The 14,387-nt window shown below is 66.6% G+C and carries 9 protein-coding genes; 3 read left to right on the top strand and 6 right to left on the bottom strand.

All coding sequences use genetic code 11. The annotated features are described in order from the left end of the window. Positions 1-103: 103 nt before the first annotated feature. The 6 genes from GVY39_RS09620 to GVY39_RS09595 form a co-directional block, all read right to left on the bottom strand. Complete coding sequence (locus GVY39_RS09620) at positions 104-2,479, bottom strand: penicillin acylase family protein (protein ID WP_159922766.1); 2,376 nt, start codon at positions 2,477-2,479, stop codon at positions 104-106. Further along, on the bottom strand, positions 2,476-4,293 hold the full coding sequence (locus GVY39_RS09615; RefSeq protein WP_159922764.1) for an IucA/IucC family siderophore biosynthesis protein: 1,818 nt from the start codon (positions 4,291-4,293) through the stop codon (positions 2,476-2,478). Before GVY39_RS09615 ends, GVY39_RS09620 begins: the two co-directional genes overlap by 4 nt. A gap of 12 nt (positions 4,294-4,305) precedes the next feature. Then, positions 4,306-6,456, bottom strand: a complete 2,151-nt coding sequence (locus tag GVY39_RS09610) for a GNAT family N-acetyltransferase (protein WP_159922762.1) — start codon at positions 6,454-6,456, stop codon at positions 4,306-4,308. Positions 6,457-6,717: 261 nt separating this feature from the next. Then, a complete protein-coding gene (locus GVY39_RS09605; RefSeq protein ID WP_159922760.1) occupies positions 6,718-8,481 on the bottom strand; it encodes an ABC transporter ATP-binding protein in 1,764 nt (587 codons plus the stop codon). Beyond that, positions 8,481-11,129, bottom strand: coding sequence for an ATP-binding cassette domain-containing protein (locus tag GVY39_RS09600; RefSeq protein ID WP_159922758.1), 2,649 nt, complete (start codon positions 11,127-11,129; stop codon positions 8,481-8,483). The genes GVY39_RS09605 and GVY39_RS09600 overlap by 1 nt, the downstream gene beginning before the upstream one ends. Before the next feature lie 399 nt (positions 11,130-11,528). Beyond that, the gene (locus tag GVY39_RS09595; RefSeq protein WP_159922756.1) at positions 11,529-12,518 is read right to left on the bottom strand and encodes an ABC transporter substrate-binding protein; all 990 of its coding nucleotides are present in this window, start codon (positions 12,516-12,518) and stop codon (positions 11,529-11,531) included. Positions 12,519-13,045: 527 nt separating this feature from the next. On the opposite strand from GVY39_RS09595, the gene GVY39_RS09590 reads away from it, so the two are divergent. The 3 genes from GVY39_RS09590 (at position 13,046) to GVY39_RS09580 (ending at position 14,366) form a co-directional block, all read left to right on the top strand. After that, positions 13,046-13,198: a hypothetical protein gene (locus tag GVY39_RS09590; RefSeq protein WP_159922754.1), complete on the top strand. Its 153-nt coding sequence runs from the start codon at positions 13,046-13,048 to the stop codon at positions 13,196-13,198. A gap of 131 nt (positions 13,199-13,329) precedes the next feature. Further along, positions 13,330-13,779 (top strand): TIGR03667 family PPOX class F420-dependent oxidoreductase, encoded by a 450-nt coding sequence (locus GVY39_RS09585; RefSeq protein WP_159922752.1) that lies wholly within the window; start codon positions 13,330-13,332, stop codon positions 13,777-13,779. A gap of 5 nt (positions 13,780-13,784) precedes the next feature. Beyond that, positions 13,785-14,366 carry a putative glycolipid-binding domain-containing protein gene (locus GVY39_RS09580; protein WP_159922750.1) on the top strand — a complete coding sequence of 194 codons (582 nt, stop codon included), beginning with the start codon at positions 13,785-13,787 and terminating at the stop codon, positions 14,364-14,366. Positions 14,367-14,387: the final 21 nt, after the last annotated feature.

Genomic DNA, 14,387 nt, shown 5'->3' with positions numbered 1-14,387 from the left:
TCACCTCGCCGTGGCTACCCCGGCCGTAGCGGCACCGCCGCCGCCCGCGCGCCCGAGCGGACCCGCCGTCGCGCATGTTCCGGCCGGGTGTAGGTCGAGACGGTCATGTTCCTCCCGGCGTCGGGTCTTCCATCACTCCCGGTGGATCGGTCCGCGCGAGCCGGTATGCCGCGGTACCGGAATCAGCGTCGGAGGTCGCGGCCCGGTCGAAGACCACACGTCGGTGAGCGGATGCCCGCACGCTCGCCCAGTCACTGCGAATGGGAATGAGTTCCCCGCGCGCCCAGTACGGCGCCTGATCCTCGAAGTTCGGCGAGCGCGGATCACCGCTGACACCCAGCGGCACGATCCAGCGGCCGGCGTCGCGGTCGGCCAGATCCCAGACGTATCGCGCCGCCGATCCCAGGCTGCACGCATGGGAGAACCCGACCGCGCTCGCATTGGCGAAAACGCATTCGGAATCTCCGCCCAACGGCCACCGGCTCGGCCGCACGCGGGCGGACATCTCGGGATGCTTCGGCGACGTCCCGGCCAGATCCATGCCGTGCAGCGGGTGCAGCACGTGCACGCTGCCCCAGGTCGGAACGGTCGCCAGCTCGGCCAGATGTGCGGCGACCGCCTCGACCGACTCGGCGAGTAGCCGGTCGACGTCCACGCCGACACCGGGTGCCCGGCGCAGCACCGAGTCCAGGGCCGCCGCGAGCCGCGTCTCCACCACGAACCACGGGTTGAGCACCGGTGAGAACAGATGTGGCTCGGCCAGTCCGGCGAGGGACTCGTGGCGGGCGATGGCGCGGACCAGGCGGGTGCGTACTTCCGCGAACACGTACGCGTCGGTGCTGTCGGCCCGCATGGCGCCGTCCCAGGTGAGCAGCCTGCGACGCACCTCGTCACCGGCCGGGGTCAATGCGGTCAGCGCCGGTAGCATGCCGCGGATGACGTCGGCTTGTTCATTGGCGACATCGCCGTGGATGCGTTCGCAGCCATCCACGGAGACCGCCGGATCAGCGGCGAGCAGCTCGCCGATCCGCGCCCCGCGCGCCGATGCCGCGCATTCGGTGGTGACCGGTTGCAGCGCAAGCGAATCCGAGATGCGCTGGTTGGCGATCACCGAATAGTCGGTTACGCCCGCGTCGAAGCTGTCGTCGGTCACCGACGGCGTGACGTAGCCGCGCCACTGGTAGCGCTCGTCCCAGCCGGGGACCGGCAGCCAATAGTTCTCGTCCGCACGCACCGGAATCTTGCCGACCACATGGTGAGTCACCCGCCCGCTGGTGTCGGCGATGACAATCCGGTTGACCGGCTCCACCCACTCCCGCATGGCCTGCTCGACATCGCCGACGGTCTTGGCGAAGAGCACGTCCAGCGCGGCGTCGAAGGTGACCTCAGGGTCGTTCAGCATCGGGCTGCGCAGGCTCAGCGCGAAGGACTCATCCGGCCCGCCGAACAGCACCGGTCCGTTGCCGGTAGTGATGATCTCGAGTTCGACCGGGTCGCCGTCGCGCACCAAGATCTGCTCACGCCGGATATCGGCCGCGCGAACACCGTCGGTCGATTCGGCGTGCACCTGGGTGCCCGATCGGCTGAGTCGCTCGAGGTAGAGGTCCTGATAGTCGGCCATGGCATTGGTGATCCCCCACGCCACCGTGCCGGAATGGCAGAAGTGCGGAACTCCGGGAACACCGGCGAAGGAGAAGCCGACGACGTCGAACTCCGGGCAGGCGAGGTGGAACTGCTGGTAGATGCCGGGCAGTTCTAAGAAGCGATGTGGATCGCCCGCGATCAGCGGCGCACCGCTCGCGGTGCGCGTCGCGGCGACACCCCACGCATTGCTCCCGGACAGGGGTTCACCGAACGATTCGCGCGGTGCCGTGGTCCCCGGCGCGGCATCCCCGGTGAACTGCGCGAGCAGGTCGGTGACGAATGCCTCGTCGGGGTAGTCGGGCACGGTCTCGGAAGTGGTGTCGACGCCCTCGCAGTCGAACAGCGCCAGTGCGTCGGCGCCGAGCCCGCGGACCGCGTGCACACGCCACAGCTTCGTGGTGAAGCGCCCGAAAAGGATGTGGTGCAACAGGAAAGCCGAGATCGGGGTCCACGGTTGCCACGGTGTCGGCCGATGGCCTAGTTCGGTCAGCTCGATAGCGTCCGCGGTGTCGACTGTGGCGTTGACACCGTCGACGTAGGCGCGGATCAACCGCTGCGAACGCTCCGACGACGCTTCATAGATCTGGTGGGCCGCACGGTCGAGCTGGGCACGACGGGCGAATTCGTCCCAACCGATGCCGTCCACCCCGAAGACCTCCGCGCTGCGACCCTCGGCACGTAGGCGGATGAACTCGAGCTGCCAGGCCCGGTCGACCCCGCACGCATAACCCTGGCCGAAGAGCGCGCCCTCGGCCGAATCCGCGACAATATGGGGGATGCCCTCGGCATCCCGCATGATCTCCAGGTCCGCCGTCACGGCGTTGCCGGTCGTCATGAGACCGCCACCTCCTCGGGGCGCACCGATTCGGCCGCAGGGCGATGGCCCGCGATCGGGTTCACCAGTTCGTGGTGGGCGTCGACCAGGGTCGAATACGAATCACCGAGATTCACCATGCGCCGGTTGTTCGACAGCTGAAGACGATTCATATGAATCGCCTTGAAGGTCGGCGTGAACAGATCCCATCTCCGGAAATTCTCCGCCATATCGGGATGCTGTTGCTGAAATTCGATCACGCCCCGCGCGACAATGGCCCAGAAGTCCTCGTCCGCAACCAGTCCGCGCGAGTGCAGGATCAGTGCCAGGTGGCGCAGGTAATCATCGAAGATATCCGAGAGCACGCCCATATTACGGATCTCGTCGGCCTCCTCGGTCACTGCACGACGGCAGGTGTCCGGAATACCTTCCGGCGCCGCGAAAATGGAGACCTCTTCACCGATATCCTTGAGGATGCCGCGCACCGGCACACCGCCGTCGAGCACGAGAATCAGGTTCTCGCCGTGCGGGGAGAACTTGAACTCGTACTTGTACAACAGATACATGATCGGCTGGAGGTAGCAGCGCAGGTACCCGGCCAGCCATTCCTCGGCGGGCAGACCCGAACGACGGATTATCGCCTCGACCAGCGGATCGCCGTGGTGGTCGAGATGCAGCAGCGCGGCCATGGTGGCGAGCTGCTCGTTCTCGTGGAGCAGCGGAACCGGGCTCTCACGCCACAGCGCCGACAGCAGCTTGCGGTACTCCGAGCCCGGCTCGGTGAGGGCGTTGTAAGTGGTGCTCCGGTAGCCTATGGCCGCCACCTCGTACAGCACCTCGAAGCCGAGCGATTTCAGATATGGGTCGCCGTTCACTTGGGCGCGGACCCAGTCGTTGATCGGCGGGGTGGTCCGCATGTAATCGGCGGACATGCCACGGGTGAAGCCCATATTGACGATCGACAGCGCCGTCTTCACGTAGTGGCGGGCCGGATTCGACACGTTGAACAGTGTTCGGATGGACTGCTGCGGCTGGTACAGATCCGGTGCGTCGCCGACCTTCACGATCTTCTGCTCCGCGATATCGACCGCGTAGATGCGCGCGATCTTCTGCACCCACTGCCACGGGTGCACCGGCATGTAGTAGTAGGACGCCGGTTCGAGGCCACGGGCGATGAGCACGGCGTCGAAACGCCCGAGCGTCTCCGCGCCGAGCTCTTCGCGCACCAGGCTGTCGTAGTCGAGCCCGGACACCGCGGCGAAATCGGTGTTCTCCCGCAGCACGGCCACCCAGGTCAGCGGGAATCGCTCACCCGATTCGGGTGCATAGCGCTCCACGTCGTCGGCACTGAAGCCGAGCCGTCCGGCGTTGGCGACGATGCAGGGGTGCCCCTCGGTCATCGCGCGCTCGATGGTCTGGAAATCCGCTTCCGCCAGCTCCACTGCCGCGATCCGCCGCGAGTCGGGGCGGTTCGTGCTGACGACCAGGGTGTTGGTGAACTCCTCGAGGTATTCCGGCAGGGCGTGCGAGGCAATGCCGAGGGAGTTGCTGAGATCGACGATGAGATCGATCGCGTCGATGCGCAGTTCTTCGCCGTCGCGTACCCGCCGCAGCGATGATTCGTCGATGCTCCAGCTGTCCAGCGACAGGACCTCGGCGCGGAACCGGTACTCGGTACGGCCGTCGTCGGAATGGACCACGTACACACCGGACGACAGCTCGACGGGCTGCACGAAACGCTCATGGCAGAACTCGGACAGGATCTTCTTCGCGATCCTGGCGTTGTAGGTCTGCCAATACGAACAACTGTGGGCCGAAGCCGCGGTACTACTCAAAACGCTGCCTTCTCAGGAATTGGAACGTTGATCGATGGCTGCCAAAGACCGCCCGTTGTCGGTCATCCGAATGAAATCCGCCCGAGTGCAGTAGCTGAGCCGTGCCACCTTGTCCGCCACCGGATAATCGCCGACGACCACAAACCCGACCACGGCATTGAGTGCCTGCACATCCAGGTTGCGCACATCCGGCTCGACCACGACGCGCTGCGCGCCCAGTTCGAAGAACGCGGTCCGCATGATGTGCAGCATCACGTTCCCGGTGAACGCCGGTAACCGGCGATCGGTGCTGGCGACCAGCAGGTGCATGCCGATATCGCCCGGCTCGTGTGTATACCCGGTGCCAGGTTCGGCCAGATCACTGGTCACGGGGTTGTACAGCTCGAAGAGAAACTGCGGTTCGTTCTCGAAGTAGCCGATGCGCATACCGAATCGCGGGTCGGGATCGGTGCCCGCCTCTCGGATCAGTTCCACCACGTCGGCCACGCTGCTGTTGAGCATGCCCCAGTACGCCGACTTCGGATGATTGAGCCAGCGGTGGGCGACCACCGCATCGCGCTCGATATCCATCGGCCGGGACTCGAAGTGGTACACCGGCGTGGTCACGCTCTCCGGGCCGGGAGCGGGGCTGTCCCACTTCCCTTCGATCAGCAGATCGAGCAGGCGCACGTAGTAGTCGAACATCGACCGCGCGGTCTTGGGCGCCAGGTCCGGGGTGCGTACGCCCCAGTTGACCAGCAGACCTCCCGACACCTCGACGACCTTCGCGTCGAGCACCATCTGCGGCCCCTGTGAGACGATCCAGGACGGCTCGCCCAGCACCTCGGACACCACCGGGGAGAACAGCTCACCGAGCCCGAGCGCACTGGTGAACACCACCGGGGACACCACCGGTTCACCGAACTCGCGCAGCACATCCAGGCTCCCACCGGTGCCACGGCCCGCCGCCTCGTGCATCGCCACGCGCATGGCGTCGGCACGCTCGGCCAAGGCCTGCTCCTCGGCGAGGTCCACGTCGACGACGATCGTAGAGGTAAACGCACCGACCACCTCATCCACACCGACGTGCACGGCATCACGATCGAACAGCGGCACCGTCAGGTGGAAGCGCCTGCTGGCCGAGAATGCGCCGACGGCCTCGGCGAACGCTGCCGCCATCGCCGCAGCGGGCGTCACCCCGCGCTTGCGGGCGCCTTCTTCCAGCCGCTGCCGGGCGGCGGCGTCGATCAAGTGGTGTAGGCGCAGTGTCGCGGGCGCCGCGTCCGCGCCGTCTTCGTTCACCGGAAGTTCAGGCGGGCCGGGCAGTTCAGCGACCCTGGCCTTCCACCAGGCCACATCGGCTTCCCGCGCGCGGCGGCGAGCCGACAGCGCCGGGAAGGTGACTCCCAGTTCCGGCAGGTCCTCGCCGAGGTAGAGCCGCGCCAGGTCGTCCACGAGCACGCGGTAGCTCATGGCGTCGGCGGCGATCATGTCCACCGCCAGGTGGACCCGTCCGCGGCCCTCCGGCAACAGGGTCAGCTCCGCGCGCAGCACCGCACCTTCTTCGATCGGCAGGCTTCGATGTGTGCCCTGTTGCCGTCGCTGTTCCAGGGTCTCGGCGACAGACGTCGGCGAATCCTGACGCAGGTCGTGCACGGCGACCACGTCCGCATGAGCGGTGCCGATGACCTGGGTACCGTCGTGCAGGGGGCGAACGCGCAACATCGGGTGGCGCTCCAGCAGGGCGTCCACCGCAACGTGGAAACGCTGCGGATCCATCGCCGGGCCATCGAATTCGACGTACAGATGTGCGGCGCCGCCGCCCAGTGCGTCATCGCGCGAACGGCCGGTCCAGTACGCGTGTTGGGTGGTCGCGAGCGGGAAGGCGGCTGCCAGATCCGTGTCGTCGAAATCAAAAGCGATGGAATCGCTTTCGCCCATCTGACATTCGGCGAGCAATGCCGCCCACGCGTCGATCGTCGGATCGGCCGACAACCGCGCGAGATCGATGTCGTAGCCGAGTCGGCGCCACCGGCCCACCAGCCGCATCATCCGAACGGAGTCGATGCCCTGCTCGATCAGGTTGCCACCCCGATCGATCTCGTCGGCGGAGATCTCGAGCAGCGAAGCGATCTGCGCTCGGAGATCGATCTCCGTACCCAGCTCTGAACGAGCAACCACCATCAGAACGCCTCTCGCAGATCAAGAACTCCGCCTAGTTAGTCTACCCTAAAAATAATTAGGGTGGGCTAACTATCTATCCGAGCATAGCCAATCCCGACCTCGCGACAAGCGTGCTGCGGTGTGACAAACAACCATCACTACGACGTTGACCTTCAACTTAGCTTAGGCTAAGCTAGTTTAGCCGCCGCTGGGCCTACTCCGCCAGAGAAGGCCCACACGCGAAACGGGGACACCCGCCGCTCAGGCGAATGTCCCCGTCGCTCAATTGGCATTCAGCGGTGCCGAATTCGAGGTGATCCGCCATTCGGCGGCGTCGTGTTGATGCGCCCAGAACTCGGCGAACCGGCCGTGCGCGGCCAGCAACTCCTCGACCGTTCCGTCCTCCACGATGCGGCCTTCCTCGAGGAAGAGCACACGATCGGCGCCCGCGATGGTGGACAGCCGGTGGGTCACCACCACCCGGGTACGGCGCTGCGGATCGTCGGTGATCGCGGTGACCACTGCGGCCTCGTTCTCCGCATCCAGCGCGCTCGTACCCTCGTCCACGAGCAGCACCGACGACGGCTTGAGCAGTGCCCTGGCGATCGAAACCCGTTGGCGTTCACCGCCGGACAGCGCGGTGCCCGCGTCCCCCACCAAGGTATCGAGCCCGTCGGGCAGTCGGCTCGCGAACTCCTCGACTCGCGACAGCCGCAATGCCGAGGCCAGTTCTTCCTCGGTCGCCGCAGGATTACCCGCGAGCACATTCTCCCGGATGGTGCCCGCGAACAGGTACGGCTGCTGGAACACCATGCTGGTCACCACCGGACGCTGCGCCGCATCGAGCGCGCTGCGATCGATTCCACCGACCAGGACTCGGCCCGCCGTTGGCTTCTCCAGCCCGGCAACCAGGCTGAGCAGAGTGCTCTTGCCGGAGCCGGACGGCCCGACCACGGCGGTGACCTCACCAGAGCGGAACTCGATGTCGAACCCATCGAGAACAGGCGGCGCGTCGTGCCCGTAATCGAAAGACACCCCGCGCAGTTCGATTCCCGCTCCACCCGCCGCGGACTGCGGCTCGGTGACCGCTTCGGCAGCAGGCTCGGGCGCGTCGATGACGGCGCGGATATCGCGCAGGATACTCCGGCTGGTCTCCAGGGCGGGCGCCAAATCAGCGAGCGCGCCGAACGGTTCCAGGAACCGGACAACCACGACGATCAATGCCACCGCCTCGGGCACACCGATGGTGTCGTTCACAGCCAGCCAGGCAGTCGTACCCGCGAGCAGCACCAGCGCGATCTGGCTGGCCACACTGAACAGGATCTGACCGGGAATGTTCAGCAGCAGCAGCCGAGTCGTCGCTCCGTGCTGCGCGGCGAGCGCAGCGCCGGCCTGGCTGCGTGCGAGTTCCACCCGGCGGGCGGCCCGCAGCGCGGCCTGGGTGCGGGCGAACTCGAGGATGCGCGCGGTGAGCGCACTGTTGGAATCCTTGGCCACCTCGTCGGCCTTGCGGGTGATCCGCCCACTCGCCCACAGCGCGCCGAGTAGCAGCGGGACGGCCAGCAAGGACGCCGCGCCGAGCTGCCAGGCGACGGGCACCAACCCGATGCCGATAGCGAAGGGCAGCAGTACCGACTGCACCAGCGGCGCCACCTGATAGCCGAGTAGCCCGACCAAGTCGGGGCCGGTGCTGGCAATGGCTCGGCGGGTGGCGGCCGAGTTCTCTTCGTCGAACCAGCGCAGCGGGATGCGGGCGACCTGTGCGGAAACGTCGCGCTGCGCGTGGTCGAGGATGGTGAAGCCGAGGTCGAAGCCGACGCGCGAGGCGATGGAGTCCACGATCCAGCCAGCGGCCACCGCGACGGTCAGCGCGCCGACCACCGGCCATGCCTCGGCGGGATCGTCGCCGAACAATGCGGCGACGAGCGGGACTATCAGCACCACGCCGATCGCGCGCAGGATGGTCGAGACGACGATCAGCGCGAGGTACGCGCCGAAGCGCCCGCGACGCTTCGGGGGAAGCAGACTCAGCAGGGTGCGCGTCATCAGGCGTTCTCCTTCAGATCGGCGGCGACGGCGCCTGCCTCCCACAGTTGACGGTAGCGGCCGTCGGCGGCGAGCAGTTCGGGATGGGTACCCGACTCGACTATCCGACCGCCCTCGAGCACTACGATTCGGTCGGCGCCGGTGATAGTGCGCAGACGATGGGCGATCACCACCACGGTGCGCCCGACGGTCAGGCGGTTGATGGCCTGCTGCACCAGATACTCCGACTCCGGGTCTGCGAATGCAGTGGCCTCGTCCAGGATCAGCACCGGGGTGTCGGCGAGCAGCGCCCTGGCGATGGTGATGCGCTGACGCTCGCCGCCCGAGAGTGCGGCATCGGCGCCGAGCACCGTGTCGTAGCCCTGGGGCAGGCGCAGGATTCGCTCGTGGATCTGCGCGTCGCGGGCCGCCTGCCGCACTGCCTCTTCGGTGGCGTCCGGCACTGCGAGGGCGATGTTCTCCCGCACCGTACCGTGCACCAGCTGCGCCTCTTGGAAGACGAATCCGACGTGCTGGTACAGCTCGTCGGGGGCGAGGGTGGCGATATCGCGGCCACCCACCCGGATACTGCCACTGTCGAGATCGTGGAAGCGCGCCAGCAACGCGGCTAGCGTCGATTTGCCCGCACCCGACGGCCCGACGAGGGCGGTGACGGTGCCCGGCTCGAGGGTCAGCGACACGGCGTCCACCACGGGCACGCCCGGGCGGTATCCGAATGTCACCTCGTCGAGCACCACCCGGCCCGCGGGTTCGGCCGTTCCCGCACCGGCGGCTCGCACGCCGAGATCGGCCTCGTCCAGCGTTAGCTGGATGTTACGCGCGGCGATGCGGCCTTCCTTCAGCCCGGCCAGGCCGTAGCCGATGCTGAGCAGCCGGGAGCCGAATGTGGTGCCGAGGAACAGAAACGGCAGCAGATTCACCGGATCGAGGCGATCGGTTGACACCAGCGCGGTACCGACGACCAGGATCAGCCACAGGAAGGTGACGGGACGGGTGACGATGTCCATCACGGCCTTCTTGCCGACGAACGGACGCTGCCAGGTGTCGAGGAACCGGATGTAATCATCGAGGCTGCGCCGGAACGGCGAGGCCGCCGCGCCGCCGAAGATCCGGATGACCGGCTGACCGTCGAGGTAGGAGGTGGCCTCGCCGTTCATCCGCTCGGCCCAGCGCTGCGCCTGCACGATCTTGATGCGCGATTGCGCCACCATCGAGAACATGATGAAGACGTAGACGAGCACCGGCACAAGCAACACCAGTCCCAGCCGCCAGTCCACCCACAGCAGGTAGCCGAGCACCACCAGCGGTGCGACGACAGCGGCCACCGCATCGATGACGGCGTGCGTCACCAGATAGTGCAGCGACAGCGTGTCATTGGTGATCAGCTTGCCAACCTGCCCCGAGCTGCGCCCGGTGAACCAGCCCAGCGGCAACCGGGCGAGTTTGGTCAGCAGGCGTCCGCGCAGGTCGCGGCCGAACCGCGCGTCGACGCTGTGCAACCACAATTGCAGCGCCAGTTCGAGCAGGGCGCCGAGGCCCAGCAGCGCGAGCACCCACACACCCAGCGCCCACAGGGTGGACTCATCGCTGCCCTCGAGCAGGTTGCGCGCCAGCTCCACCAGCAGCACGTACGGCGCCAGCTGAACCAGGGTAATGAGGAACTGGAGCACGCCCGCGATGTAGAGCTTCGGGCGTACCTCGGCGAACAATCTGCTCGCCGCCTGCGAACGCCAGGTGCCCGTTGGCGCGGTGGTCGCTGGGGCGGAGTCGGCGGCCGCGACAGCAGGCTCGGGTGCCGACGCGGGTTCCGGTGCTGCTTCGGCGGCAGTCGGCGCAACCACGACCGTGGTCTCGGTTGCCGAGGCGGGCACGAGGTCGGTGGTCTGCGTGGCCTCGATCTCGGCGCCGTCGCGCTGCTTGCCCATGGCACGCCCGTGCACCCAGTAGGCCTGGGTGTAGACGTCGGTCTTCGGGAAACCGAATTCCTTCAGCCGGGCACGGATGTGTTTGAGCGCCTTGGACTCCGGACCGGCCCACGCGTACCAATTCGACCAGTCGCGCGCCGCGAGGGCGGCGGCAAGGGCCTCTTCGGACGTGCGCGGCACCCAGTGCACCTGTGCGCGCGGGTGTGGGGTCAGCGGGATGAGCAGATCGTCGTCGTGATGCTGCTCGAGATACACCTCGACCGGTACCTGCGGCGGCACGGCAGCGAGGATGGAGTTGATGGCGGGGATCGATGCGGAATCGCCGATCAGCAGGTATCCGGCCTGATCCTCGGCGACCGAGAAGCCCTTCGATCCGAACGAGGTGACCTCGATGGTCTCGCCACTCCGAACGGAGGTCGCCCACGCCGATGCAGGCCCGGCGGGTTCGTGCAGGACGAAATCGATGGCGAAGCGCCCGGATTCCAGATCTGCCTCAGCGATGGTATAGCCGCGCTGGAACTCGGTCTCCGAGCCTGCCGGGTCGGGGAACCAGATGCGTAACCAGGCGGTGGGTTCGAGGTCGATCTCATCGAACAGCGAGGGGGCGCTGAGCCACACCCGCCGCATCCGTGGTGTCGTCTGTTCGGTGCTCAGCACCGTCGCGTTGTGGTACTGAACGCCGAACGCGTTCAAGACCACCGCCGCGAATCCTCTGCGCGCCATGTATTACCTGTCCTCCATCCGGTATGCCGCAAGTAGCCGACCTGACACCGCATCGACTGAGCATTCGGGTGTGGCGGTGGTGACGATCCCGCTCATCGCGTTCCGCAGCAGGTCGGATCGCCCACGCGCCATTGATCGGCAGTCCACGGCGACCGAAGCGCGCCTTGCCATCTCGTCTCCGCTTCACTGTCACCGTTTGCAAACTTTGGTTAGCCTACACATACCAGATTCGATTGACCAGGACGTCGCGAGTCCGCTCGCCAGGCCCCGACCAAGACAAACCAAGGCCCATCAGGCACCAATCTCGTGCAGGTGACCGCGGATCATTCGCGCGAACAGGCCGGATGAACCGCGGATGGCTGGATACACCCGGCTCGGATGTACCCAGTCGATCGCGGCCTACTTTCCGACCGCGGCGAAGGTCGGGTTGAGCCGTTCGAGCACATAGGGCACCGACAGCGCGGTCGGGGTGTTGATCGCACTGATAGTCAGGGTGTCGAGGAAGGTCATACCGCCCGACTTCACCGATGGCAGATCGTTGTAGCCCGGCAGTTCCTTGAACTTCTGCTCGAACTCGGGCATCGCGCCGCACATCAGGATGTCGGAGGTCAGCTCGCTCAGCCGCTCCGGCGACAGCGCCAGCCGACCGCCCGCGGGCGCCTCGGCCACGATGTTCTGCGGCATGCTCAGGCCGAGGTCGTAAAACAGCTTCGCCGAACCGTCTTCAGGGTCGGCCAGCACCATGAGCTGCGAAGAACCGGTCAACATGCAGGTCAGGAAGGTCTTGGCAGTCAGGTTCGGGTACTCGGCGGAGACATCTTTGATCTTGGTTTCGACATCGGCGATCACCTTGGTCGCTGCATCCTCCTTGTGCAGCACCTTGCCGAGCGCGGTCACTTGATCGGTCCACCGATCGACCTGCGCATTCTCGGTGACGGGGCCGATCGTCGGCGCGAGCTTGGACAGCTTGTCGTACATCGCCCGGTCCACCAGGAAGGCGGGCACCAGGATCAGATCGGGATCGAGGGCGGCGATCTGCTCGGCCATATCGGAGCCCTGCTTCAGCACCGTGGCTGTTGACAGCGAGTCGGGTTCCCACGGCACCTTCTGCCCGCCCGCCACTACCGAGACGTTGTCGGCGTAACCGACCGGCGTCACGCCGAGTGACAAGGTGGCATCGAGCCACTGATTGCCGATCGCTACTACACGCTCCGGCATGCCTTCGACCGTCGTCTCACCGAGGCCGTGCTTGATGGTGACTCCCTCGCCACCGTCGCTCCCGGCGTCGGAGCCGCAGGCCGGCACCGACACGGCGAGCGCCGTCACTACCACAGCTGATCCCAACCGCGCGAGCACACCACGCCGCGCCGCCGTTCGTGCCAGCTTCATTCCGTAGCTCCTTTGCAGTTCGACTCCGACCATTCGGCCGATTGAGGTAAGCCTAAGCTAATGCATATGTCAGGCGACCGTCGACGGCCCAGCGGGCCGTGTCGCCAGTACGGAGCAAGCCGGACGCCACGATGCGCGTAATCGAAACCTTCATTCCTGGCTGCGGGCGTCCGCGACCAGCACCGAACCGGCGCGCCGACCGGAATGCATCTCGGCGGTTGTCGGCTCTGTCGTGTCACGACATCGGCGGACCGATCACCCGCGATTCGCGACGGCTTATCCGAATCAGCCCCTCGGCTCACTGACTGTTGTCCTGCACGACTTTTTTCGTCGATGTGCGAAAACTATTGAAGCGACAGCGGTTTCGAGCTACCGACCGGCCGGGGAAACCTCCATGAACGGCGACGCATCGTGGTCCGACAGCTCCCGCGCATCGCTAACTTCGACGGAAAGTAAAGCAATTGACCACATAGGAGTACCGAATATGTATGGCACGGAGATTTTCTCGGTTTTCGCGAATTGCGCCCGTGACCCCCGGCGAACTCACCGCGGGCCAAGCGCGCCGGGCCATGCAGGTGCACCTGGATTGCAGCGTCGAACTGTGGCGGGTCCGGCGTCGCGCGCGCAGGACGCTGGTCGAGGCCCGATTGATGGTGCTGGACGAGAGGGCAACGCCGTAATGACGTCCGCGATGCGCGCCCCGCGGTCGTGCGCTCGGTGCCTCTGCGGGCCCACGGCGGGTTCGCATACACCGAATTGGCTTTTCTGTCCCGAGCGGAATCGTCCCGGGTGCCGTGGTGTTGTCTCTGCCATGACCACAACGGCATCCGACCGATCCGCCCCCGTCGTCGACACCGAGACCGAGTTCGGCGCGAAGGTAGCCGAACGCCTGAACCGCGAATCCGTCCTCTGGCTGACCACCGTCGGCCCCACCGGAACACCGCAACCGAACCCGGTCTGGTTCCAGTGGCGTAACGGTGAATTCTTGATCTTCAGCAAGCCCGGCCAGCCGAAGATCCGCAACATCCTGCGCAATCCCCGGGTCGCGCTGAACCTGAACAGCACCGTCACCGGCGGCGACGTCGTCGTGCTCACCGGCGCGGCGCGCGTCGACGAACAGCGGCCCGGCGCGGATGAAATCGCCGCCTTCACCACGAAATACACCGACGGCCTTCGCTCGATCGACATGACCGGCGAGCAGTTCTACGCCGAGTACTCCGTGGTCCTGCGCGTCACCCCGGATCGGCTGCGCGGGTTCTGATCCCGATGACGTTCGCGCCGCCGCCGTCCACCGCCGCCTGGCGGCATCGGACCGCACGCGAGGGCTTCGAGGTGGCCTATTTCCGGGTCACCGAGCAAGGCGTGCTGATCGACGGCTGCACGACGGCCGTCGAGGACGGCACGGCCTGGGTGGTGGACTACCGGATAGCGCTGGATCCCGAATGGCGTACGCGCCGGGCCCAGGTCGCCGTGCGCAAACCCGGTGGCTGGAACACGCTGGTGCTGGAATCGGACGGTGCCGGGTCCTGGCTGCTGGACAGCATGCCAGCGCCGCTGCTCGACGGCTGCCTCGACGTCGACCTGGAGTCCTCGGCGCTGACCAACGCGCTTCCGGTGCATCGGTCGGCGCAGGAGGTCGGCGATGCCGCTCACGCGCCCGCGGCCTACGTGTACGCCTCCGGCGCTGCGGTGGGGCGGCTGGAACAGCGTTACGCCCGCATCGCCGACGGCGAGCACGGCCCTCGGTTCGACTACGCCGCCCCCGACGTCGACTTCACCTGCTGCCTCGAGTACGACAAGTCCGGCTTGGTGCTCGATTACCCGGGCATCGCGGTTCGCGCCCACTGAGGCGGCCTCGGACCTCCCGCG

The sequence above is a fragment of the Nocardia sp. CY15 genome (assembly GCF_009829295.1).
In the GTDB taxonomy this organism is placed as follows: domain Bacteria; phylum Actinomycetota; class Actinomycetes; order Mycobacteriales; family Mycobacteriaceae; genus Nocardia; species Nocardia sputi.
This window is presented reverse-complemented; position numbering and strand designations above follow the sequence as displayed.